The organism is Nostoc sp., from assembly GCF_036917435.1.
Classification (GTDB): Bacteria; Cyanobacteriota; Cyanobacteriia; order Cyanobacteriales; family Nostocaceae; genus Nostoc.
Genome location: NZ_JBALDM010000037.1, coordinates 94,911 through 119,497, shown reverse-complemented (window position 1 = coordinate 119,497; position 24,587 = coordinate 94,911). Strand labels below are relative to the sequence as shown.

Below are 24,587 nucleotides of genomic sequence, written 5' to 3'. Positions count from 1 at the left end.
ACAATTTCAAGAAGAATTCAGGAGTCAGAATTGAATTACGAATTACGAATTATTGAGCCATGATACTCCAAGCCAAAAATCAATTAACTGTGCAAGAGTTCCTAAATCTTCCACCAGGTGAAGGAGACATAACTTATGAACTTGTTGATGGTCAAGCAATTCCTAAAATATCACCAAAATTTTTTCACGCAAAACTTACCCGTGTCCTTCTCAATTTGATTGAGAAATCGTGCGAGGGAAAAGGAGAAGTTTGCCCGGAATGGTCTATTGCATTAACTCGTCGGGGGCAAGATTGGATGCCAATTCCCGATATTTTGTACATTTCTTATGAAAGTTTACCGTCCAACTGGGATGAAAACGAAGCTTGTCCTGTTCCTCCCGATTTGGTGATTGAAATTATTTCACCTGGACAAAGTTTTGGACAAATGGCAGCTAAAGCCAAAAACTATTTGGATGCTAAAGTTCTACGGGTGTGGGTGGTAGATAGTAAAGTCAGAAGTATTACTGTTTTTTATCCAGATGCAGCACCACAAACTTATATGGGAGACGAATTACTTACAGATTCCCTATTCGAGGGACTGGAATTTACTGTTGAGCAGGTGTTTCAAAAGGCTAGAATACCATTAAATGCTGCAATACCTTCGCCAAAACCTTAGACATCTCCAGAAAAGGCGTAGGGACAATTCATGAATTGTCCCTACAAAGCGTTTCAGATAATGCATATTTAATTTTCGGAGATGTCTCTTAGATAACGGCTAAATTATTCAAGCTGCCTTTATAGCCACTAATCTCAATCACTGCATCTGTGAGCGCAGAGAATCCATTAGTGTTATCATTGAGTGCCAGAAAAGTCTGCTGATGATTGCCTGTACCGAGGGTAAAAGTTGCCGCACCTTTAGCCACAAAAGCAGTTGCAGTCAATATCTGTTGTACATCCAAAAGATTTAGACTCGCAACAGTGCCAAGTTGAACTAAATTAGCAGCGCTAACTGCATACAGCCCATCAATTTTATCTTCACAAATATTCAAGTCAGTTATTTTATCAAAGCTAGACAGCAACGAATCACTCAGACTACTGAACACAAATTTATCAGCGCCACAACCGCCCGTAATGGTATCACGCCCAGCGCCACCATTGAGGATGTCATTACCATTACCACCAACTAATTTGTCATTTCCGGCTAATCCAAAGAGTTTATCGTTGCCGTTTTTGCCGAAAATTCGATCGTTACCAGCCCCACCACTGAGTTCATCTGCACAGTTACCACCCTTTAAGGTAATGTTTGGCACATTTGCTTCTGTAGTGGTATTGCTGATTAATTGACCGTTGGTATCATACAGATAAGTAGTAACTGCATCAGTAATGCCATCACTGTTGTTGTCAATATCTGCGGAAATTAGTTTGTTATTGCGATCGTAATTGAAAGTGGTAATCTCGTCAGGGATGCCATCATTATTTTTGTCAGCAACCTGTGCAGCGAGTTTGCCGTTAGCGTTGTAACTGTAAGCGGTAACTTCATCAAAGATGCCATCACGATTATTGTCAATTTTTTGTGATGTCAGCTTGCCGCTAAAATCGTAGCTGTAGATGCCAATTGCATCAATTACACCATCATTGTTGAAGTCATAGCTGGCGGATGCGCGTCCATAAGTATAGGTTGTGGCAAAATCAACTTTGCCGTCGCCGTTGCTGTCAAGACTATAGGATGTTTGGTTGCCGTTGGTATCATAAGTAGAGGTGTAGACAAAATCAACTATGCCGTCGCCGTTGTTGTCTCTGCTAAAGGATGTCTGGTTGCCGTTAGCATCATAAATATAGGTGTAGACAAAATCAACTATGCCGTCGCCGTTGTAGTCAGGGCTATATGATGTCAACTTGCCGTTGGCATCATAAGTAGAGGTTTCGACAGAATCAACCTTGCCGTCGCCATTGTTGTCAACGCTATAAAATGTCCGGTTGCCGTTGCTATCATAAGTAGAGGTTTCGACAGAATCAACTATGCCGTCGCCATTGTTGTCAACGCTATAAAATGTCCGGTTGCCGTTGGCATCATAAGTAGAGGTTTCGACAGAATCAACTATGCTGTCGCCGTTTTTGTCAACGCTATAAAATATCCGGTTGCCGTTGGCATCATAAGTAGAGGTTTCGACAGAATCAACTATGCCGTCGCCATTGTTGTCAACGCTATAAAATGTCCGGTTGCCGTTGCTATCATAAGTAGAGGTTCTGACATAAGAATCAACTATGCCGTCGCCGTTTCTGTCAACGCTATAGGATGTCTCCTTGCCGTTGGCATCATAAGTATAGGTTTGGACATAATCAACCTTGCCATCGCCGTTGTAGTCAACGCTAGTGGATGTTTGGTTGCCGTTGGCATCATAAGTAGAGGTTTGGACAAAATCAACTATGCCGTCGGCGTTTCTGTCAACGCTATAGGATGTCTCCTTGCCGTTGGCATCATAAGTAGAGGTTTGGACAGAATCAAGTATGCCGTCGAGGTTGTTGTCAACGCTATTGGATGTCCGGTTGCCCTTGGCATCATAAGTAGAGGTTTGGGCAGAATCAACTACCCCGTCGCCGTTTCTGTCAGATATAGAGAATATCTGGTCATAGCGGTAGGTAATAACTGAGTCTATTATGCCATCACTGTTGTTATCTGTCCTCTCAGATATCACTTTGCCATCAACATCGTAAGTGTAAGTTGTGGTTGAGGTCATAAATTAGTCTTCCTTATCTATTTGATTCCAGTTGTATATACGATGTGTTTTAATTACACATCGCTATGCTCTGCAAAATCTTTTTACAATGATGATACATTATTGTTAGATATCTTTTTGCTGCATCATTCATCAGTAAACTAAAAAGTTTTTCTCTAAATAGCGATCGCGCAAGCGTATGTAACTTATAAAATTTGTACATAGCAAGTATTCTAAGTAGCAGACATAAGATAGATTATGATTACTTATAATTAGCTAGCTGATGATGGTCAATATTAACCTGATTGGATGTAAACGCTTTCAACTACTTGATATTTACGCTCAATAGCTTGTGATAAAAAGGCTAACATCTGTTTGAGTATGAAAAATTTGCTATAAATTAATCGGCTGCCTTTCCTTTTAGGACTAATTCTAAGCCAAAAGTAGATTAAGCCAAATATTAACTAAAAGAAAGGAGATACCAACAAATAGTAATCTCAATACTGGATTTTTATTATTCGTTCTAATTCGACAAATATTTTTAAGCCGATAGCTACTCTTGATGTCAAATCTTTTGCGATAATCTTGATAGATGTAATCTAAATTGTTTTTAATTTTGTAAATAACATAAACAAAGTACACGGGTAGGGGCACAACATGTTGTGCCCCTACGATGATCTATACCTCACCAAGTTGCAATCTGCTGTAATTGGGAAAAATTGAGCAATCCAGATATCTGTCGCGTACAGTTTATCAATAAGGAGTTAAGAATTTTACTCTTAACTCCTGCCTCTCTTCCAACTCTTTTAATTTCCTTGCAATGGAGCATTTAAGACTTTCTCAATGCGATCGCGTGTTTCTAGTAAGTGCGCTTTGGTGTATTCATCCTCGGAATTTACCCCTTTGAGTTTCTCATCCAACTGTTTGAGTTTATACCAAGCTAGAGTCCGAGCATCTTCTGGGACATTTTTTTTTCGCAACACCATAGCAGTTAAAATGTCCAAGTATTGGCGCTGCAAGCCTCGCCGTAAGCTGGTAATCTTCATTGGTTTACCTTTTGGTTTAATTACCTCCGTCCAAATACCTGACTGCAAAGTGTCAAATAGTTCTGGTAGAGTCAATGCATTTTCCGGCTTAGTTTTAAGTTCAATATCCTTGAGGCGAGAGAGGCGATCGCCTGAGAGTAAATCTCGCAGCACAGAACCCTGCATAAGTAGCACCAAGTCATGAATTGGAAAATCTAAACGCCCAACTTGCGGATAACTTCCCCAATGTCGCCAACGAGAAGGTGCTAACTTATTCAGTAGTTCTGGTGAAAAGCTCAAGGCATCTTCCGCAAACACATATTTTTGTAGCGTTTCTAAAGCTTGCCGTTGTTCTTCAACTGGTACTGGTTCAAATGGTAATCGGTGTTGCCCAACTCCAGAGGGAATCTCGCTAGGGTGAATACGATAGAAAGACTGTCCCCCGATGTATTTAGTCGTATAGTATATTTGCTGAAAATAGTTATCCAGTACTGTGCTAAAACGTTCGCTAATATCACTGTAACTATCACCAGCCAATGGGTAACGCTTATCAAGACGTTCCCACATTACCCGCGAATTATTTAACTGCCACTGAGAATAAAGCAGCACATTACTACTGTTATCCCAAGCATCAGCTGTTGGGTCAAGGTCATACACATCTTCATCTGTAGAATAACTCAACTCTCGCTTATAGGATTGTGCAGCAATTTCTTCCAAAATTGGCTTTTCAGCGATGGGGGTTGATGTCTGAATTGGGATGTAGCCGTACTTAATCGCCCATTCATCATAAGGCCCCACCATACTAGGAAAATAATCTCCCTGTTTTGTCCCTTGAGGGGCAATATTTGGAGGAATATAGTCCATTACGGAAGTTGTCAGACCTTTATTTTTGGTAATTTCCGTATTATTCATCTCCTGGGGGGGTAGCAGAGTACTACCACGGAAGTTATGGCGTAAACCAAGAGTATGTCCAACTTCGTGAGCGATAATTAAACGTAAATATTGATTGATATATTCTTTCACCTGATCTGGAGTTGCCATTGTATCAGGCAGTAGTGACATCGCCAGTGAACCGAGAGCAAACTGGTTAGCAGCTTCCATCCCATAGCATAAATCGTACTCTCCTGCCATTTTAGATAAACTATTCAACAACCCTTGTTGCCCCTGCATCTGCTTGGGTACAGCATTGTTTTTGCCATCTAAACCATTGGCGCAAAGTAGACGATTTTGCATCAAAGCTGATAAGGTAGTCTGGCTTTGTGCCTGACTGGGTTGGACAATTTTGCGATACTCACTCTTAAGTGCCCGGATAAAGCTGGCATCTACGAGAATGTCTGCATCCAAAATTTCCCCTGTCAAGGGGTTAACGCGGGATGGCCCCATTGCAAAATAACCATCGACTGTGTTAATCCAGCGAATTGTGTTGTAACGAATATCTGCTGGGTCCCATGTTGCATCGTCAGGCATTTGGCGGACTTCAATTGCATCCTTGAATCCCGCTTTGAGAAAGGCTTTATTCCACATCAGGATGCCTTCTTTCATCGCATCGCGGTACTCTAAAGGCACAGCGTTATCAATCCAAAAAACAATCGGTTTTTTGGGGCGAGAAATTACTGCCTTCGGGTCTTGTTTTTCCAAATCCCAACGATTTATGTAGCGGACAAAAGAATCGCCGCGATCGTCTTTGGATAAATCTTGGTAGGCGGTGATGAAATAGCCAATGCGATCGTCAGCAATGCGCGGTCGATAACCTTTATCAGGTAGTTGGGAGAGACTATAATGGACACGCAGGGTAAAGCCCCTGTTGTCAGGTAGCGATACAAGGTTGGCTATTTCGGTTTCACCGCTAGCAGCACCAGAGAAATTTAAAACTGACTCAATTTCTAAGTTTTGAGGAAAAGCTTTAGCAGTACCGAAATAAGACTGATCTGTAGTTTTTGGGACTCCTAAACTTGCAGCTAATCCACCTAAATCTGTCAGTAATAAATCGCCCAAATCTACGAGAATAGTTTTGCGTTGTGGATGAATGCTTTTTATGGCAATGCTGTAGAGAACAGAATCACTAAAAGACCGGACTAGCGATCGCACTTGTGGATCTCCCTCACGAGTGCGAAAATTGACGTTGCGGATAACAAAGTTTAATTTATCATTTACCCGTTGGAAATAAAACAAAAAATCTTGCAGAGGCATACCACTGTAAATACCTCGTTCGCCAATGCCCGATTCCAGAGTTGCCGTAGCTAAATAATTCTTATTAAGTTGCTCTGGCTTAATTTCTAAATAAATTTTATTCTTTTCTTTATTGCGATAAAGAGTGAACAGCCCCCCTGACTTTTGGGTTCCTTTCACTACTTCATCAAACACCTCTAACTCCTCCTTTGCTGTTGGTGTTTTAGTAGGTTTAGGCTTTTCTGTGGGTTTTGCAACTTGTAAAAATGGTTGTTCGGATGCTTTTTTAGGATCTTTTACTATCCAAATAAACGGTTGAGGCTCTGCAAGTTTATTTTGATTAACCACCCAAACTTGCCCTGACGGTAGCCTCTGTTTCTGAGGAATATTAATATTATTTAATGATAATGCTGAAATATTAGTTGCAGAAGTTTCTGTCGTTAACTGACTATTGGCTTTAACTACGGCTTCTACAACCCGCACAGCCTTATGGTTAGCTGAAAATTCTGTATCAGCTCCATTCACAGCCAGGGACTTGGCGTTAGCCGTTGCTATTCCTAAAAACAACCCATGTAACAAAATAATATAAAAGGTTAATCTGTTGTTCATCGCATCAATTTCCCCGATCAAGATACCGTAGTTAACTTTTAACTTCTGCGAAGCTATATAGCCTGCTTTTTACCAATTCTGTTAGCTGCTTCAGATAAAGCAGCTAACTTTAGACTCAGTTTTTGTTGCCATTTTTCTACCTTTGTTACACTCTTGTACAGGATGATTTTTCCTAACAGTTGTGTCTCTTACAAATAGTAAGTATTATTTTTATACCAGATTAAGCTAAAAATCTTTTAATTTGCATCCTCAAAAAAATGAATCTCTTGTGGGGTAAGCATTTTGCCCGCCCTAGCTGTGCAAATTAAATGCGCGATCGCTTAGTAAATATCTGGGAAAGAAAGTATAACAAATTAGCCAAAGTAGAAAAACTACTTGCTTTTTGAAAGATTTTTTCCGATGAAACTTTACTCGCATCAAGAGAAGAAGCTTGAGGTAACTATGGGTTAGACAGAAGTCGGCATCCAAGAACGCCATTTGTATAGCCCATCATAGATATGCCAACACATGATATTTTTCGTGTAGTATTTATTGATACTATTTATTTTTGGCAATGATAAGCAAAGTAGCACAGAAAAAATTTTAGTTCAAAATTATCAAAACAGTAATTAAAATGTAACAACGGACACGGAAATGTCAACATATTTATCTCAAGTCTGGCAACTGCTGAGAAATTATGTAAGGGATGTAAGGTTACAAAAGATGCCAAAGACGACATCTGTGGAAACTGAAGCAGTTTTACCCCTAGCAAAAAGTATTAAAGAACTAGACAAAAGTGGTAAATTTACTCAAGATAATTTGCATGAAGATTTATGGTTTCAAAGACTGCAAGAAAGCTTAGAAAAATGGACAATACCAAAGAGTGATTGGAGTTCTAAGATAGGCGATCGCACATTAGACACGCCACCATCAGAGTTATATATGAGAGGGTACGTAGGCGTAGCCCATCGTGGACATCGCCAGATGCATACAGAGATTTATGATTTACTAGGCAATGGAGCGCTAAAACCAGAAATAGTCCAACAAATAATTCAATTTGTTGTGTCTAATCAAAAAATTAGCCTAGAAGTACTTTTCTGGCAGCTAGAAGATTTTTATCGTCGTTGGTGTCAAGGAGAATTTATCGATGGGACACCAGATGATAACCTACCTCAGAAAACAAGGTTAAAGCTAGCGGCACAAAATATTGCTCTTGGGTTGAGACAGGTAGACATATATACAGGGCTAAATGTACTTATTTTACTGTTAGAGTTACACCGCTATGCCCAAGAGCAAGACGAACTCAAACAAAAAATCACCTTCTATCCATCAGAACAACCCGATACAGACAATTTTTTCACATCCCAACTACTACGGATCGTCAACTATAGCGATGCCCTAGAAATTGGTAACTTTAGCAGTATAGTCGGGCAATTTCTCAAAGGCGGTAACTTTCGCAGTGCTTACTTAGGCGATGCCAACCTCACCGGGGCAGACTTTAGCGGTGCTGACCTCAGCCTTGCTTATCTCGGCGATGCCAACTTAACTGGCGTAAACTTCATCGGTGCTAACCTTAGCGGTGCAAACCTTGGCGATGCAAACCTCAGTGGTGCAAACCTCAGTGGTGCTAACCTCAGTGGTGCCGACCTCAGCAGCACAAACCTTAGTGGTGCTAACCTCACCTGTACCAATCTCAGCCGCGCCGATCTCAACCGCGCCGACCTCAACAGCACCAACCTTAGCCGCGCCAACCTCAGCCGCGCCGACCTCAGCCGCGCCGACCTCAACAGCACCAACCTTAGCCATGCTGACCTGAGTCATGCCATCCTTTTTGGTGCAAATCTAAGTGAAGCTAACCTCAACAGCGTTAACCTTAACCATGCTGATCTCTGCCGCGCCGACCTCAGTGGTGCTGATTTGAGTCATGCCATCCTCAACGGTACTAACCTCAGCGACACAATTCTTTTCAGTACGAATCTTAGTGATGCCATCCTCATCGCTGCTGACCTCAGCTATGCCAAACTTAATGGTGCTAAACTTAATAACGCTAAACTTAACGGCGCAATGTTTTTAGGTGCAGACCTGAGTGGCGTAGACCTGAGTCGGGTGATTCTCAGTGAAGCCGATCTCAGTGGGGTGATTCTCAGCGAAGCCGACCTCAGTGATGCTGACCTCTCCGACGCTATCCTTTTCGGTACAGACTTCAGTTATGCCAATCTTAATAGGGCTAACCTCAGTGGCAGTAATCTCAGTGGTGCTATTCTGAATGGTGCGAATCTGAGCAACAGTGACCTCAGCTTTGCCATTCTTGGTGGTGCAGACCTTAGCGATGCCAATATGGAAAAAATGACCTGGGGCAAAAAGCAGCAGTGGGAGGGTGTGCGCGGATTAGAGAAAGCAGTTAATGTACCGGAGGCATTAAAAGAAGAACTGGGATTGAATTGAGGAGACGTGGAGACATCTTTACTTTTTGCTCTTTAGGCTAAATCAACTGTCATTCTATTTCCTTACCTTGGGGCGGGAAACTTTTCTTAACTTGACGCTAATTGTAAGATTCCCACCCTGCTTGTGTAAATTAAATACTCAACTGCTTACTAAATCGAGCTTTCCCTAACTTTTAGGGGGTTATTTTTGACACCTTGCCCTTAGTTCACCTATAGGAATCCGGTTTGATTTCTGAAAATATACGTAGTAACGCATCAAACCCTTGAGAATAGTGCGTTACGAATTCCGTTCTAAGCTGAAAATCATCTAAATTGAATAATCAAATCAAATAAAACTCTTGTGGGGTAGGAATCTTGCCCGCCCTAATCATACAAATTAAATGCAGAACAGCTTAAGACACTCTACAATACCTAACTTTGTTCAAAAATCAAATAGTAATCCTATAGTTTGCGTGATTTACTTACACTAACTTTAAATTAACGGTGTAGTATGAGTGTCCAGTTGAACAAGTGTCCAGTTGATTCCAAGATTTCCTTCAAGTATTATTATGTAATGGCTATAATCTGAACTGGTTTCTTTTGTTGCCTAACAACAGATTCCTATATGCAAAGCGCAAAAGCGTCTTTACCATCAATCTAGTTAAATTTTAAGATTATTGCCAATGTAATACAACTTGGTTATTAAAGTTAATACCAATTCCTAAACTACAGTTACAAATCATTCTGCCTTATATCCCACTTCTGTACGTCTGCTGTCTATAAGTCTCTGTAGAGTTTGCCAAAAGTTAGGGGTTTCAACAACATCTACTAAAAACAACAAACACAAGTAGAAATAAGCTAGTCTATTTTCCAATACAAGCAAGGAATATTTTGTAGCTCTATGATTATTGAGAATAGCGCTAGTAGTTCAAACAAGAAGTTGCTCGGTTTTGATGTCAAAAGTTTGACAGCCAATCACCGTGTAATAAATGTGTTAAAGGGAATATTTGCTGTTCTCCCTATCACCTTGGCATTGCCTGTAGACGCTTTACAAGTAAAGGTGACTCCAACTACTCCGAAATTAGGGGATACCCTCTCGGTGGAGATTAATCTAGTTAATCCAGATAATGGTACAAATCCAACAGTAGCTACGGGTAAGAATACATACCCTGCCTTTGAAATTTCTCCCAATCAGTATCGGGCTTTTGTTCCCACAACTCCACTAGAAAAGGCCGGAACTAGAACACTTCGGGTTGCAGGGGATGGTCAAGTACAAAACTTGGCAGTGAATGTGCTTAATCGCAAGTTCCCCATACAACGCATTACTTTACCACCTGGCAAAGCCGGAGTGGATGCCACAGAATACGAACTTAAGCGTGTCGCAGCTTTTAAAGCATTACAAACACTAGAAAAGTATTGGAATGGAGTATTTCTGAAGCCAAATGCAGGACGAATGAGTACAACCTATGGTGTACGTCGCTACTATAATGGTACATTTGCAAAGGACTACTATCATCGTGGTCTTGACTACGCTGGTGCTGCCGGTTCTCCGGTAATTGCCCCAGCCCCTGGGCGAGTTGCTTTGGTAGGTAGGGTATCCCAAGGGTTTCGGATACACGGTAACGTAGTTGGCATTGACCACGGTCAAGGAGTAACCAGTATTTTCATGCACCTGAGTCGTATTAACGTTAAAGAAGGTGATTTTGTGAAAGCTGGTCAAGTAATTGGCGCAGTTGGTTCAACAGGCGCTGCCACGGGGCCACATTTGCACTGGGGTCTGTATGTCAACGGACAATCTGTTGACCCGACACCTTGGCAAACTAAGGTCGTTAATTAGTAGAGGCGGAATGGATCGCGTCTGTGCATAATTTGTGTTTTTTTTGCTGAAGATTAGGCAAAATCAATTGGATTGATACCGTCCCTACCAAGCTTTGCTAACATAAATGATGATAAGTGTTATGAGTATCGAAAAAATTGTAGAACAAGCTCTCCAGGATGGTTATTTGACACCAGCAATGGAAGCAGAAGTCGGTAGAATCTGTGACAACGCTTCAGAACTCTCAATTGAAGAGTACATGGCTTTGGATAGGCTGATGGGAGCGCTATTGACCGGTGAGGTAGTGGCGGTACCTCGCAAACAATTCATTAATGTTATGGAAGAATTAGTACTAACAGAAGCGATCGCCAGAGTTGCAGAAATTGAAGCGACCAGCGAAAGTTCTCTAGATGTCGGTGATATTGCTGCTTACGCCCTCAATCGGCTACCACCTTTGTATGCTACTACAGAAGAGGGTGCTAGCTTCCAACGCCAAACCGCTCTAGCACAACTACAAGACTTAATTTCTCAGCAAGTAAGTGAAGCGATTAACCGTTACCTAGATCGACCCAATTTCTTCCCAGAACGGCAAGCTTTAGGCAAAAACACTGGTAATGAGGTTGTACGCCAAGTTAGTGCTTTACTCCAAACTTATGCACCTAATTTTGAGCAAAAATTATAATTTTAATGGTCATTGGTCATTTGTCATTTGTTTTAGACAAAGGACTAATGACTAATGACTCTATCGATTAATTACGCACTAACACTGTTGTCCCTATACTCACCTGCTCATAAAGCATTCTGACATCAGAATTACGCATCCTTAAGCAGCCGTGGGATACAGCCGTTCCTACTAAGTCAATATCTGGCGTGCCGTGAAAACCAATTTCATTGCGTCCATCTGACCAAAAACCAATCCATCTGTCTCCCAAGGGGCTATCCGTACCAGCCTCAAATACTTTCCCTGTAATTGGGTGTCGCCAGATTGGATAGTGTCGCATGTGGATCACCTGGAAAGAACCTGTGGGTGTTTCCCAACCTTTCTTACCTACGGCAATTGGGTAGCTGGCTATCACCTCATCTCCTGCATATACATAAGTGCGGCGATCGCTTAAATCAACCACCACCTGCGTCTTGCCATCTGCTACCCTACTAGATGGTACTTGTTGGGCTGAAGCCTGAGACCATAGACCTTTTGGCCAACTATCTGCAACTGGATTTTGTTTTTCTGTTTGCGCCACCATCTGCGTATTAATTGGTGGTTCAGTTACTTCAGCTACATTATTCCTAATTTTTTTCGGCTGAGTTTGAGGTTTAATAGTAGAAGACTTTGGTTTAAAATTCTTCTGAGTCGTTGCTTTAACTACATTTTTCTTAATTATTTTTGACTTAGTTTCAGACTTAAGAGCAGAATATTTGAGTGTAGAAGCTCTCCGAGTCGTTGCTTTCGCTACATTCTTCTTAATTAGTTTCGACTTAGTTCCAGGCTTAAGAGCAGAGGAATTTAGTGTAACCCTCTTTTGGACAGTTGAACCTTGGGCCACTTCACCAGGTGTCACAGATGCACCCAGCGCAATTTCTCCTAAACTCACTTGTGAGAGATTCCTGTAGACTCCCTCTGATCGGCTTCCTTTCGGATTGGTGAGAGTGGAATTTCGCCGCATCGAAGTAGATGCAGACTTTGTAAACTGCTGTTCCGCCGTAGTAATCCGCCAGTGGACAGCTAAAGATAAAAATGCTGTGCCAAAACAGAGCAACATTACCATCCGCCCTACAGATTCGTTTCTTGCCATTGCCATCGCCTATTGTTTATCCCTGACATATCCAGCCGAGCATTTGGATGGGTTCATCATCCGATTATCAAAAATTTATCAATACTTATCATTTCTGATATAAATCTGCCAACACCTCTGGGCAAACTAAGACTATGCAAATTGTCCCAGCAAAAGAACTCCAAGCGAGCAACCTCATTCCTCCAAAGTTCTGGGGGTTGTAAGCCAATACTTGGACTTTCTGGCAGAACTTTTGCAATGTAGCAATCAATGATTAGTGGCGTAGGTGGGAGAAAAATCATGTTTGAAAAACTATTGCTAGCAGTCACAATTACATTTTCCCTGAATTTGTTTTTTCAAGTTCGCGTACCAGAGCAACATAACACTAGTGCTACTTACGGGTTACAGCTAGAGCAATCAGCAACTATTTTGGTTACAAAATCGAAAAAATAAATCACCATTATAGTAACCGCAGCAACCGAACTCCCAAAAATTATTACCTGAATTTTAAAAGTATCAAGAAGTTAGAAGTACAAAATTTTTATCTTCATTCTTAATAACCAGATTTAATTATTTTTATCAAGCGTATATACCCAGTTGCTAAAAGTACTAAAATGTGCATATTGCCGCGCCTTTATAAATTAATGGGTTTTGAGCAACTATGGGAGCAGTATAAGGAAAAAGTGGTTCTGCTTATTGCTACAAATGTATCCAAAATTGTCTGCTTCCGTGTTCCAGTCATAAATCCGTCACCTTAGCATGGAACTTCTGTTCCATTAACAGGTCTAATAGATAGGGATGATTTAGAGCCAGTACGATCTATGAGTCAGTCGATTACTGTATCCTGGTCAACGGTTGATGCACAGTATCCAGAAGCATCAGTGCAAGTTGACAAACTCCCTAACCACGATTTGATTTTGCGCTGTCAAGCTGGACTGCGGCCAGATCGTGTTGCGTTTTCAGAACTATTACGCCGCTATCAAAGTCAGGTTGATAGAGTTCTATACCACCTAGCTCCAGATTGGTCTGACAGAGCCGATTTAGCTCAAGAAGTTTGGATTCGAGTGTATCGGAATATTAACCGATTACAAGAGCCTGCTAAATTTCGGGGCTGGTTAAGCCGCATTGCCACCAACTTGTTTTACGATGAGTTGCGCAAACGCAAGCGGGTTGTTAGTCCTTTGTCACTGGATGCTCCCCGCTCGTTAGAGGATGGCGAGATGGATTGGGAAATCGCCGGCGATACCCCAGGCCCTGAAGAAGAACTGACAACTAGAGAATTTTACGAGCAATTGCGGGAAGCGATCGCGGATTTACCAGAAGTTTTTCGTACTACCATTGTCCTGAGAGAAATCGAGGGTATGGCTTATGAAGAAATTGCTGAAATCACTGGAGTTTCTTTAGGAACTGTGAAATCAAGAATAGCCAGAGCTAGATCGAGGCTGCAAGCTCACTTGCAGAATTATCTAGACTCCTAATTTACAGGATCTTGCCTCTGCCCAATGACAGAATTTAAGCATAGATTAAGAATTACGATAAAGACGTAGATTACTTCTGCCTTAAGAAGGAAAAATGGCTAATTTTCCCGAAATTCCCGCCCAGTTTAACCGTGTATGAATTGGTAATAATGTTAAGATGACTACTGATTCTCAGTTTTACGACCGTTCTTCTTTGCAACTTCCTCAAGATTTTTCAGACGGAATGGCCAAGCATACCAATGAATCAACGGGTCTTATGGATATGGTGAAGCGCGATCGCTTCGAGTTATTGAGTGCTTATCTTGATGGTGAAGTCACAGCCCCTGAACGCAGGCAAGTAGAAGAATGGCTGGCAAATGATGTCTCCGTTCAATGCTTGTATGCTCGATTGTTAAAGCTGCGCCAAGGCTTGCGGACTCTCCCAGTGCCCACAGCCCAAGAGTCAACAGAAGCAACAGTTCAGCAAGTATTGACACGTTTACGCCGCCGTTCTCGTTTAAACTGGATGGCGGGAGGTGCAGCTGTTGCTGCTTGTGTAATCGGTGCAGTATCTAGCTTGGTATCCGGTGGTTTGAATGTGCCCCAACTGGCGCAACGACCACAAAAGGAACCGATTCAAACTTCCTCAGCATCTATAATTCCACCTTCCCCTTTGATGGTGGGACTAAATAACCCGGTTATTGAAATTCCGAAAGCAGCAGTAGCTCCTCGACAAAATCCAACCTATCCGATACAACCGCAAGGTCACGATCCCAAACAGGACATAAACTAATCGTATTAACAGTTTAAAGAACATAACTGTATTTTGCGGTTAAACCACTGTCTTAATTGATGACACGCCCTAGCTCATTTAAAATTCTTGGCTTATAAAAAGAAAGTAAATATCTGTAAACTTGGCCATCCCCTAGCATCATTGCTGGGTAGCCCATTGGCAGAACAAACAATTTACCTTCTACAAAAGCTCTTTTAGCATCAATTACTTTGCCAGCACAGTATTTTTTATAGGATAGCAAAACTCCAGACTGTAGGGGCAATTTATGAATTGCCCCTAAAGGAATGCTATTAGTTACCTGTGTATAAAATAAAAACCCCCACACCACTAGTGCAGGGGTTATTTATTTTATACACAGATTCTTAACTATCTTTTCCACCTTGGCGGCTAGCAGTTTGGATGTACAGAATTAGTAAAAACACAGTGGGAACTAATACGAACAAAATGCTCGCTACGAACCCCAGGTCATTAACTTGCATGGCAAGAAAGCCTCTTTTAGTTTTCCAGTCAACAACATTAGGATACCATTATCGATGACAAGTTATACCAATTCAAAATTCAAAATTCAAAATTCAAAATGAATAAACTCAATTTTGGTAAGTATTTTGACTACTGACTGGATAGAAATTCAGGCAATGGCAGATTTGATAACTTAAGGCTTCGTAACTACGCTGACTGAGCCATTCACTAAACTTTGACAGGCAAGACGGTAATTTTCCGGCTTTTTCTTGAATTTACGGTTTTCTACATCTGTGCGGGGAGAAAGATTTTCTAGTCCTTCGACTATCTCAACAATGCAAGTACCACATTGACCATTACCACCGCAATTGGTCATCTTGCCAATAAATGTATATATATCAATGTCATTTTGCATCGCTTTGAGCCGGAGATTTGCACCATCGGCAGCCACTACTTCTTTATTCTCTTTAACGAATTTGATATTACCCATAACTGATTCCTCCTTGACTCTAAGCTTGGCTTTCAAGGCTTCATATTGACATGGCTTGATTCATATCTTATTTATTATATTAAATCATTGCAAAATATTAATAAATATTAATTTTATAAAATATAGTGCCACAAAAAAATAGAACAGGTATAGCACCTGTCCTAGTCAATTGAAAAATAGATTAACTTATCTAAATCCTACGGCTGCTTGCCAAACGAAAGCAAGCAACAAGAAGAATACAGGGATGACTGGGAGAACGTCTACCAAAGGATCAAAGATTTGGTAAGCTTCAGGCAGTTTTGCTAATAAAAGTGCTGCTTCCATGTTTATTTAAATTCACCTATTCAACACAGCTTTCATACTTGAAAAGTATCCTAACATGGATTGGGCATTGGGCATTCTTCCTTATTCACCTACTTCGCACTCTTGATCTTGCGTTTCTTTGTTGAACCAGTGACCAAATTCTGTGGTGAAGCGATCGCTTAATATTGCTTCTCTAATCTTTTGGGTAAAGCGAATTAGCTCGGTAATGTTGTGAATGCTCAACAAGGTATAAGCTAAAATTTCTTGCGATCGCACTAAATGAGAAATGTAAGCACGGCTAAAATTTTGACATGTGTAGCAATGACAAGTTTCATCTAATGGCGTAAAATCTTCACGAAACTTAGCATTTTTTAAATTCCAGCGTCCGCCCTTTACTATTGCTGTTCCATGTCTTGCCCAGCGAGTGGGAATTACGCAATCAAATAAATCTATACCAGATGCGATCGCGATCGCCATTTCCCGATAAGTACCTACACCCATCAAATAACGTGGCTTTTCAGGCGGTAGAAGTGGTGTTGTCACTTTTACAATCTCAGCCATCAATTCTGGTGGTTCTCCCACACTCACGCCACCAATGGCATATCCAGGCAAATCTAACTTAGCCAAAGCTTCAGCCGCACGGCAACGTAAATCCAAATACACGCCCCCTTGCACAATCCCAAACAAAGCCTGTTCACTGCGTTGATGAGCCGTTATACAACGTTCTAACCAACGATAAGTCCGCTCAGTTGCAGTTTCAACTTCTTGGCGAGTCGCTGGGTAGGGCGGACACTCATCAAAGGCCATAATCACATCTGCCCCTAAAGTATTTTGAATCTCAATGGAGCGTTCTGGTGTCAAATTAATAATTCGTCCATCATGAGGTGAGCGGAAAGTTACACCTTCTTCAGTAATTTTTCGCATCTCACTTAAGCTGAACACCTGAAACCCACCAGAATCGGTGAGCATTGGGCCGTTCCACCCCATAAACTTGTGCAATCCACCACCCCCGGCCACGATCGCTTCCCCTGGTTGGAGGTGAAGATGATAAGTATTAGATAAGACCATTTGCGCCCCAGTATCTCGTAGCTGGGCTGGGGTAATAGTTTTGACATTTGCCAGCGTTCCCACTGGCATAAATCTGGGGGTTTCTACAACCCCGTGAGGAGTATAAAACACTCCGGCTCTAGCTTTTGTCTGACTACAGCAAGCAAGACATTCAAAGGAAAAATTCGCACTCATGCCATTTTAGATTTTTGAAGATGCGCCTATTAAGACTTATGCAAAACTATACGATGTAGGGGCAATTCATTGAAAGCGACGGGAAACTCCATCCCCAGGTGTCTGTAGAGGGATAGTCGCCCCGTCGCTTGGGGCATTGGGGATTGGGCATTGGGCATTGGTAACTTCTTCCCCATGCCCCATGCCCTGTTCCCCATGCCCAAAAACTCCATCCCCTTGTGGGTGGAGTTTTTCATGAATTGCCCCTACATCAAATTGCTATAGTAGTCGTTATTTTAGAAAGAATCAGAACAGTCATCGTCAATTTCTGCATCCCATCTGGCTGAGAGGACTTGCTCCATCATCGCTTCTATGGCGCTGACATTGAAAGTTCGCTCTCGTCGCTCTTGGATGGGGGTTGAGCGGGGAATCAACCGCAGACACACTCCCTCTTGCATCAAATCGAAGTAAGTTTCTTGTTGCGATGACTGTTTGAGTTCCAAGTAATCAAAACTACAGACATTCAAATATAGCGCATGGTTAGCCACTAAGGTAGACCTTTGTGGATTAGCAAAAACTTCCATCACATCCCCTTCACCCTCGCTCAGTACCTTATCTTCTTGGGTGTAGATGTAGTGGACTCGACCTAAATCTGCCAGCAATCGCCGGATGTCGAGCTTATTCACAATGATGCCCGTGTTAATAATGCACGGAGCTGGTATCCTGGTGTCGGGTAGATGGTGACTCATAGGAAAATAGCGATTGAGCTAAGGAGAGCGACAACAAAGCTAAACTGTCATAATTGAATAGCTTGTTTACTCCCTACATTTAAAAAAATATCAATTTTGTGGGGCAATCGTCTAACAATTTGGAGTAAGTTTTTAGTTAACGAATACAAAACACAAATTTTGATTCCTGATGGAATTTTAATCCCCTGAATCATTTGTTTTGCGTATAAAAAACTACCCGAAATTTTTACACGCTACTTAGACTAGCATAACAAAATTTTCAGTGATAATCTCTAACAGAAGTAAATCTTATCTAAAGCTTTAAAGTGTACTGATATGTTCAATTGTAGTCAAATTGTGATGATTATCCAGCAATTAACCAAATATTAATGTAACTCAGATGACGAAACAGCAACAGTGGTGGAAAAAGCTGCTGTTAAGGCTGGCAGCTAGTATTATATTTTACACAAGTATTCCATTGCCGTATTTTAACGGATTAGACTTTCAGGGAGTGGCGCGTCTTGCATCGCTTGTAGGGTTAATGATTGGGGGAATTTTAGGGTTACTGGATGCGGGGATGGATTATCTTGGTATGCCAGTGTTAACTCGTAGTGCTTTGGTAGTAAGTGTTTGGATTGCCATAACTGGAGGACTGCACTTAGATGGGGCAATGGATACCGCCGATGGTTTGGCAGTGGGCGATCCAAAACGGCGGCTGGAGGTGATGGCAGATAGTGCTACGGGTGCATTTGGGGCAATGACTGCGATCGCCTTAGTCCTGCTCAAAATCACAGCCTTAACAGATATGCCAGAAAACCGTTGTTTATTATTGATGGCTGCTTGTGGCTGGGGACGTTGGGGACAACAGGTAGCGATCGCGCGATATCCTTATCTCAAACCAACTGGCAAAGGTGCATTTCACAAGCAAGCCATTCGTTCTTACAAAGATTTATTGCCAGGATTGCTTTTGCTGTTGGGTTTGAGTGGTTTACTTGTGCTGATAGATAAACAGCAATTATTTCTCGCACTAGGAATGATAATAGCCGGAAGTGCGATCGCCACTCTAACCGGTGCATGGTTCAACCACAAATTAGGCGGACACACCGGAGACACCTACGGCGCAGTCGTCGAGTGGACTGAAGCCTTATTTCTCTGCGTAATGACCGTTTTTTAAAATGTGGGGGAGTAGGGAGTGGGGAGTGGGGGAGATGAGGGAGATGAGGGAGATGAGGGAGAATAACTGCTGCCCAATGCCCAATGCCCAATCCCCAATGCCCAATGCCCAATGCCCAATCCCCAATGCCCAATCCCCAATGCCCAATGCCCAATCCCCAATCCCCAATCCCCAATTCACTTAATCGGTTGCAGCTTTGTCACCTTGAGTTTAAAAGCCCCAACCCCAGTTTCTCCAAAAGACCGGACACGAATAACATAATTCCCTGTTTCTACGATGCGGGTAAACAGTAGAGAATTGCTAGTACCATCAGGCCCATCATCATTTTCTGCCAGAGTTGAACCATCAGGTGCTAGCAGTGTGATGATGCTGTCAAAGTTTTCCGATGACAGGTCAACTGCTAAATTATCACCCTTTTGTAACTTCACAGTATAATCACGAGCAAAGCCACCTTGACCTGTGGGAATGTCTTTATCTGAGAGAGTATCAGTAATTTCAGTACTGTTAGATAAAGGAATTGGACTATACAACTTATTTTGAGCAAAAGCTGCACTTGTACTTATACCTATTGCCAGCAATGTGGCAGGAATAATCATGAGTTGTTTTAAACCCGCCGCAAAAACTTTATTCATACATTTCAAGCAATTTTTTCCATAAAAATAGGGTGATTCAGTCAATTTATACGTTTATATGTTCAAATTAACTCATGAAGTCTGGATTTATCCGTCTTTGACGGCAGTGGCTACTGCTACTAATCCTAAGACCACTATTCCATACTGACGAAGTGTTTGCACAGCAGACCTGGCAGTAGCACCAGTAGTATAAATGTCGTCCACTAACAGCACAGGAACATTTGGAGGACGATCGCGAAATTCTTGTCCAACAGCAAAAGCTTGAGCCAAGTTTTTTTCTCGTTTAGATACCGATAAGCCAAATTGCGCTTCAGTTTCTCGCACTCTGGCTAAACCGTTTAGTTTCAATTTTAATCCAGTTATTTCGCAGAAGCTTTGTGCTATTAGTGCAGCTTGATTGTATTTACGTTGCTTTTGCTTGCGAGGGTGCATTGGAATAGGAACTACCACAGGCTGGCTATCTCCCCTTGGTGAATTTAACAACCATGCTTCTCCTAACCATTGACCCAAGGGGCGAGCTATTTGGGGTTGATTTTCGTATTTCATCGCCGCGATCGCTCGTTTAACTGGGCCACCATACTCTCCCCAGCCAAACACTGGTATTGGCTCTTTCCATAGAGAAATCTGGTCTTTCCGTTGACATTTTTGCAGTTGTCTGGTGCAGTTCTGACAAAATTCTTGGGAAGTTGCGCGTTGACATAGAGGGCAATGAGATTGGAGAAAAAGATTGAGTAAGCCTGTGAGATTTTTAATCCAAGGGTGCATTTTAGAATTGTCCTTTGTCATTAGTCACTTGTCATTTGTCGTTAGCTAATGTCTAATGACCAATGAAATGAGCAATGCCCAATGACCAATGACCAATGACTAATGACCAATGACTAATGACTTAAAATACACGCGATCGCAGCGTGGTGTTTCTACTCCTGTTGCTGGTGTGTAGCCGTTGCTTTCATACAGCTTGACTGCTTCCACCAGAACGCTGGCGGTTTCAATCCAAATTTCGTGAAAACCACGGTTTGCGATCGCTGCTTCTAGCTGTTGTAACAAATATTTCCCTAATCCTAAACCCCTAATGCTGGGCAAAAGATACATTTTGCGGATTTCTACAGCTTTTTCACCTCGGTGTATGGGGTAGTATGCCCCAGTTCCTACTAACTGGCTTTGGTGTTCAATTACCCAAAACTCTCCCCCAGTAGCCAAATAACATTCCTCGACTCGCAGCACATCTTGGTCAGCGCCCTTTGGTTCCCAACCGATACCGTATTCTGATAATACATAACTGATGACTTCCGCGGCTCTTGTGCGATCGCTTGCAACCCAATCACGAATTATAAAATCTTGATAATAGTTTTTCATTACCATTTGCTGGTCAAGTTTACACAGAAAATTTTCTGGTTCTATATCCCAATTTACCCAGCAAATAGCAATTCTTGCAGAGTTGATTTTAGGCGGCACTCTCAAGGTATCAATAAAGGGACAAGGGAAGAGGAATTATTTTCCCCTTCCCTTGTCTGCTCAACAACCATGATTCAGCGATATAGTAGCGTGCGGCGGGCTACTATATCGCTGAATTGAGATTACAACTAAAATCAGCCTCTATTACTATTCCAAGGGCCCCAAATAGCTAAAGTAATACCAGGGGTCTGAATGTTGACGAATAAAGTCTGACCATCAGGTGAGAAGCAAGCACCAGCGAACTCGCTATCATTGAAAGCGTTGCGTGCAAAATTATAAAGTTCGCCTTTAGGAGTCACACCTCTTAAGAAATTTTCACCATCTCCATCTTCACAGAGAATCAGATCGCCAAAAGGTGCCACAACTATGTTGTCAGGCATATCGAGTTCATTTTTAGATTGAGACTCGACAAATAATTCAATTGTTTCTTCACCCGGAATGTAGCGCCAGACCTGACCACCACCTACAGGGCCACCACTTGTTGCAGTGAAGTAAAATTCGCCTTTGCCTTTTTTGTGATACCAGATGCCTTCCCCTCGGCTAAACCGCGCTGCACCTAAAGTCCGGCCTTGCACTCTAACATTATCTACAGTAGTGGGGTTTGGGTCAGGAATAGTTACCCAATCTACATCCCATTTCTCTCCAACTACGAAACCGGTAATGGTGTTAACCTCTAGTCTATTCTTAATCCTCAAAGCTTGGAGAGTGCCTCCTGCTTTTAAATTGCCATACTGTTTTGGAATAAAGCGATAGAAGAGGCTACTCCCATTATCTTCAGTCTGATAAACAATCCCAGTTTTAGGATCTACAGCTACAGCCTCATGATTAAATCGTCCCATTTCAACTAGAGGTAATGGCTGAACAGGAGAAGTGGCACTAGCTGGAACCTCAAAGTTATAACCATGTGGCTTAGTAACTCCGTTTGTTGCAGTTGGTATAGTGACATCTTCTTCACAGCTAATCCACGAACCCCAAGGAGTTAAACCACCAGCACAGTTACGAATGGTTCCACCGAGAGAGGCAAACTGTTTTATCAGCTGGCGATTGGGCCCAACAACCAAGGTTGTAGTGCCACCTCTGCAAATCGGATCGTAGGGATTTAGCACTTGTACTTTTGTACTAGAAGTGATGCTAAGTTCGTGATTGCGAACCAAGATTGTTGTGTTTTTAGGCCCAGGGAAGGCTGCCATCCCATCATGATTACTAGGCTCTAGATTCCCATCGCTCATTAGGGTGTCTGTGCGAGATATAACTTGATACTGAAATCCCCTTGGTACTTCTAAAATCCCATCAGCACCTGGAAAAAGTGGCCCATATCCTTTACCAAGTTTTTGTCCAAAAGCTTTTCTGGCAAGCAGACCTTCTAAAGGAGACACCATCAAGGTGCCGACAGCAGTTGTACCTGCTATTGCAAAGAATTTACGTCTTGAGAATGTCATGAGGATGATTTGGTTACTTACATAATGCTGAAGAGAAAATATTTGATTTTGATTAATTTTGGGTAATGCTTTATTTAATTTAGGGTTAGTTAACAAAAGATAAAGTTATATAAAGTAAAAAATGCTTGTATGTTGGCAATAGAGCAACACTTGATTAAGAAGACTTAAAGATTTGTTTAATTTAAATAAATATAATCCTCTGAGAATAAATTATGCTTTTTGATATTTTTATATGAAAAAGTAACCAAAAAATATCATGATTAATTGGAATCTAAGTGATACAATTTCCCTGAAGGTTTTTCAGAAACAAATCGGATAACAAAGGTCATAGTTTATTGTCATTTCCAGAGCCTAAAACCTCTATTTATAAGAGGAATTAAGCCAACTAGCATAGATTATGCTGCCTTTTAGAGTGCCTAACAAGGTACATGAATTAAGTTTCTAAAGTTCACATTTTGAAGGAATAATCAGTATTGATTGCAATGCTGATGAAAATTTTGCAGTTAACTACGATATCAAATACCAAGAAAATGAAAAGCATTCGTAACCAAATCAAAGCTACTGTAGCTGTTGTTGCTTTTAGCTCTATGGCTAGTTTAATTCAAGCTCCCAGTGCTGATGCTGCTTCTTTTGAGCTTGATTGGCTAGGAGATAAAGGCTATTCAGCTAAGGGGGAGTTCAGCTATGATGATAGTTTTCTGGGAAGTATTGTTACCAAGGATCAACTGACTGATTTTGCTATTTCTTTCTTCAACCCACAGGGAACATTGTTACAAACTTTTAACTACAATTTTCCGCAATCGGATAGCAGTTTTAATTTCAACTTTGATCCAGTCACAAAGACTGTTCTACAAACTGGCAACTTTGACGCAACTAATGGTTTTGATTTAGGAATTGACTTTGCAACTGATGTGACAGGTTTAGATTTTTATACTTATCTAAATGCCGAACAAGGATTACCAACGGCTAAAATATTCTTGAAGGATGACCTTTCACCAGAAGTATGCAATACATACCCAAACTGTAGGTTGGATCTTGGGGGTAAGTTGACTGCAACTGCTATTCCTGAACCTGGTGCAATTTTTGGTTTGCTGGTTCTTGGTTTTGTGAATAGAGTCCTGAAGAAAAAGCCAGCATCTACATAAACAGTGAACCTGAATAGTTGAAGCTAGTCTGATTAGAACTGTAATTAAACATTATTCTAGCTTTACAGCACTTCCCAAAGTTATGAGGCACACTAATTGATAGAATTATCCTTGCTCTGTGCTTATAGTTGGGTAAGAAAGTTCGTAGTAAGGACTTCAGTCCTTATTTTCTAAGCACTAAAGTGCTTACTACAAACTTTTTATTACTAGCTTGACAGAATACTAATAGCATCCCAAGTATCTGTACTTCATAGCAGCAGTAAGTGCTGTAATGACCAAAAATTTAGAAGGTTATAAATGCCTAAAACTTCTAGGGGGACGTATTGCAAATATGTCCCCTATTTATATGAATCGGGTAATAATAAATCAAACTAAGAGTAAACTTTTAACTAATAATTCCGAGATTGTTGTAGATTTCGATAAGATTGCCATCAGGATCGCGAAAATGAGCCGTGCGAATTCCCCAGTCTGAACGATCTTGTGGTTCAGTCACAACGATCGCATTCTGACTCTTTACTTGCTGATAAACCTCATCTACGTTATCGACTGCGAAAATTAAGGCAATCTTATCTCGATTCACGACGTATGAAGGCTGTTCAATTCTTGGAACTACTTCAGACATTAATTCTTTTTTGAACAAACCCAGCTTGAGATATCCGGTATTAAACTCAGCATATCCGCTATCTTCATCGCCCCAATCGACATCAAATTTTAGCAGATCCCGGTAGAACAGAAAAGAATCTTTGTAGTTGGATACAAGCAGTCTCAGGTGTGTTAACTGAAGCTTCATGTCTGTTACCT

The 24,587-nt window shown here is 41.4% G+C and carries 24 protein-coding genes and 1 pseudogene; 10 read left to right on the top strand and 15 right to left on the bottom strand.

Annotated elements, in window-relative coordinates:
• Positions 1-59 precede the first annotated feature (59 nt).
• The gene (locus tag V7K98_RS17620; RefSeq protein ID WP_335024017.1) at positions 60-656 is read left to right on the top strand and encodes a Uma2 family endonuclease; all 597 of its coding nucleotides are present in this window, start codon (positions 60-62) and stop codon (positions 654-656) included.
• Positions 657-744: 88 nt separating this feature from the next.
• On the opposite strand, the gene V7K98_RS17615 is transcribed toward V7K98_RS17620, so the two are convergent.
• The 3 genes and pseudogenes from V7K98_RS17615 to V7K98_RS17610 all read right to left on the bottom strand — a co-directional run bounded on the left by V7K98_RS17615 (position 745) and on the right by V7K98_RS17610 (position 6,500).
• Positions 745-2,718, bottom strand: coding sequence for a bluetail domain-containing putative surface protein (locus tag V7K98_RS17615; protein ID WP_335024015.1), 1,974 nt, complete (start codon positions 2,716-2,718; stop codon positions 745-747).
• Positions 2,719-2,993: 275 nt separating this feature from the next.
• Positions 2,994-3,336, bottom strand: a pseudogene (locus tag V7K98_RS28930) (ISH3 family transposase); the annotation flags it as partial.
• A 167-nt stretch (positions 3,337-3,503) separates the two neighbouring features.
• Positions 3,504-6,500 (bottom strand): zinc-dependent metalloprotease, encoded by a 2,997-nt coding sequence (locus tag V7K98_RS17610; protein WP_335024013.1) that lies wholly within the window; start codon positions 6,498-6,500, stop codon positions 3,504-3,506.
• A 633-nt stretch (positions 6,501-7,133) separates the two neighbouring features.
• Here V7K98_RS17610 and V7K98_RS17605 point away from each other — a divergent pair.
• From V7K98_RS17605 to V7K98_RS17595, 3 genes are all read left to right on the top strand, one after another.
• Positions 7,134-8,924, top strand: a complete 1,791-nt coding sequence (locus V7K98_RS17605; protein WP_335024011.1) for a pentapeptide repeat-containing protein — start codon at positions 7,134-7,136, stop codon at positions 8,922-8,924.
• Between the two features lie 879 nt (positions 8,925-9,803).
• Positions 9,804-10,739 (top strand): M23 family metallopeptidase, encoded by a 936-nt coding sequence (locus V7K98_RS17600; RefSeq protein WP_335024009.1) that lies wholly within the window; start codon positions 9,804-9,806, stop codon positions 10,737-10,739.
• Between the two features lie 121 nt (positions 10,740-10,860).
• Positions 10,861-11,400, top strand: coding sequence for a late competence development ComFB family protein (locus V7K98_RS17595; RefSeq protein ID WP_094331309.1), 540 nt, complete (start codon positions 10,861-10,863; stop codon positions 11,398-11,400).
• A 67-nt stretch (positions 11,401-11,467) separates the two neighbouring features.
• Here V7K98_RS17595 and V7K98_RS17590 read toward each other — a convergent pair whose 3' ends face one another.
• The gene (locus tag V7K98_RS17590) at positions 11,468-12,100 is read right to left on the bottom strand and encodes a L,D-transpeptidase (protein WP_335024145.1); all 633 of its coding nucleotides are present in this window, start codon (positions 12,098-12,100) and stop codon (positions 11,468-11,470) included.
• 690 nt (positions 12,101-12,790) lie between these two features.
• On the opposite strand from V7K98_RS17590, the gene V7K98_RS17585 reads away from it, so the two are divergent.
• The 3 genes from V7K98_RS17585 (at position 12,791) to V7K98_RS17575 (ending at position 14,740) form a co-directional block, all read left to right on the top strand.
• Positions 12,791-12,943: a hypothetical protein gene (locus V7K98_RS17585; protein ID WP_335024007.1), complete on the top strand. Its 153-nt coding sequence runs from the start codon at positions 12,791-12,793 to the stop codon at positions 12,941-12,943.
• A gap of 368 nt (positions 12,944-13,311) precedes the next feature.
• Complete coding sequence (locus tag V7K98_RS17580; RefSeq protein ID WP_335024005.1) at positions 13,312-13,968, top strand: sigma-70 family RNA polymerase sigma factor; 657 nt, start codon at positions 13,312-13,314, stop codon at positions 13,966-13,968.
• 157 nt (positions 13,969-14,125) lie between these two features.
• Positions 14,126-14,740 carry an anti-sigma factor family protein gene (locus V7K98_RS17575; protein ID WP_335024003.1) on the top strand — a complete coding sequence of 205 codons (615 nt, stop codon included), beginning with the start codon at positions 14,126-14,128 and terminating at the stop codon, positions 14,738-14,740.
• Positions 14,741-14,792: 52 nt separating this feature from the next.
• On the opposite strand, the gene V7K98_RS17570 is transcribed toward V7K98_RS17575, so the two are convergent.
• From V7K98_RS17570 to V7K98_RS17545, 6 genes are all read right to left on the bottom strand, one after another.
• The gene (locus V7K98_RS17570) at positions 14,793-15,068 is read right to left on the bottom strand and encodes a hypothetical protein (RefSeq protein WP_335024001.1); all 276 of its coding nucleotides are present in this window, start codon (positions 15,066-15,068) and stop codon (positions 14,793-14,795) included.
• 34 nt (positions 15,069-15,102) lie between these two features.
• Complete coding sequence (gene psbM / locus V7K98_RS17565; RefSeq protein WP_012407089.1) at positions 15,103-15,219, bottom strand: photosystem II reaction center protein PsbM; 117 nt, start codon at positions 15,217-15,219, stop codon at positions 15,103-15,105.
• Between the two features lie 173 nt (positions 15,220-15,392).
• Positions 15,393-15,689 (bottom strand): 2Fe-2S iron-sulfur cluster-binding protein, encoded by a 297-nt coding sequence (locus V7K98_RS17560; RefSeq protein ID WP_335023999.1) that lies wholly within the window; start codon positions 15,687-15,689, stop codon positions 15,393-15,395.
• A gap of 186 nt (positions 15,690-15,875) precedes the next feature.
• Positions 15,876-16,013 (bottom strand): photosystem II reaction center protein K, encoded by a 138-nt coding sequence (locus V7K98_RS17555; RefSeq protein WP_006195022.1) that lies wholly within the window; start codon positions 16,011-16,013, stop codon positions 15,876-15,878.
• A gap of 81 nt (positions 16,014-16,094) precedes the next feature.
• Complete coding sequence (gene tgt / locus V7K98_RS17550; protein ID WP_335023997.1) at positions 16,095-17,234, bottom strand: tRNA guanosine(34) transglycosylase Tgt; 1,140 nt, start codon at positions 17,232-17,234, stop codon at positions 16,095-16,097.
• Between the two features lie 275 nt (positions 17,235-17,509).
• The gene (locus V7K98_RS17545; RefSeq protein ID WP_012407086.1) at positions 17,510-17,962 is read right to left on the bottom strand and encodes a hypothetical protein; all 453 of its coding nucleotides are present in this window, start codon (positions 17,960-17,962) and stop codon (positions 17,510-17,512) included.
• 379 nt (positions 17,963-18,341) lie between these two features.
• On the opposite strand from V7K98_RS17545, the gene cobS reads away from it, so the two are divergent.
• Both cobS and V7K98_RS17535 read left to right on the top strand, forming a co-directional pair.
• Complete coding sequence (gene cobS, locus V7K98_RS17540) at positions 18,342-19,115, top strand: adenosylcobinamide-GDP ribazoletransferase (RefSeq protein ID WP_335023995.1); 774 nt, start codon at positions 18,342-18,344, stop codon at positions 19,113-19,115.
• Between the two features lie 25 nt (positions 19,116-19,140).
• On the top strand, positions 19,141-19,299 hold the full coding sequence (locus V7K98_RS17535; RefSeq protein WP_335023993.1) for a hypothetical protein: 159 nt from the start codon (positions 19,141-19,143) through the stop codon (positions 19,297-19,299).
• On the opposite strand, the gene V7K98_RS17530 is transcribed toward V7K98_RS17535, so the two are convergent.
• The 4 genes from V7K98_RS17530 to V7K98_RS17515 all read right to left on the bottom strand — a co-directional run bounded on the left by V7K98_RS17530 (position 19,292) and on the right by V7K98_RS17515 (position 22,641).
• Positions 19,292-19,747: a PPC domain-containing protein gene (locus V7K98_RS17530; protein WP_335023991.1), complete on the bottom strand. Its 456-nt coding sequence runs from the start codon at positions 19,745-19,747 to the stop codon at positions 19,292-19,294. The two genes, V7K98_RS17535 and V7K98_RS17530, sit on opposite strands and share 8 nt — an antisense overlap.
• Before the next feature lie 87 nt (positions 19,748-19,834).
• Positions 19,835-20,512: a ComF family protein gene (locus tag V7K98_RS17525; RefSeq protein ID WP_335024143.1), complete on the bottom strand. Its 678-nt coding sequence runs from the start codon at positions 20,510-20,512 to the stop codon at positions 19,835-19,837.
• A 99-nt stretch (positions 20,513-20,611) separates the two neighbouring features.
• Complete coding sequence (locus V7K98_RS17520; protein WP_335024141.1) at positions 20,612-21,103, bottom strand: GNAT family N-acetyltransferase; 492 nt, start codon at positions 21,101-21,103, stop codon at positions 20,612-20,614.
• 233 nt (positions 21,104-21,336) lie between these two features.
• A complete protein-coding gene (locus V7K98_RS17515) occupies positions 21,337-22,641 on the bottom strand; it encodes an alkaline phosphatase PhoX (RefSeq protein ID WP_335023989.1) in 1,305 nt (434 codons plus the stop codon).
• A 530-nt stretch (positions 22,642-23,171) separates the two neighbouring features.
• On the opposite strand from V7K98_RS17515, the gene V7K98_RS17510 reads away from it, so the two are divergent.
• A complete protein-coding gene (locus tag V7K98_RS17510) occupies positions 23,172-23,786 on the top strand; it encodes a PEP-CTERM sorting domain-containing protein (RefSeq protein WP_335023987.1) in 615 nt (204 codons plus the stop codon).
• 385 nt (positions 23,787-24,171) lie between these two features.
• Here the strand turns inward: V7K98_RS17510 and V7K98_RS17505 are convergent, their stop codons facing one another.
• A complete protein-coding gene (locus tag V7K98_RS17505; RefSeq protein WP_335023985.1) occupies positions 24,172-24,576 on the bottom strand; it encodes a VOC family protein in 405 nt (134 codons plus the stop codon).
• Positions 24,577-24,587 lie beyond the last annotated feature (11 nt).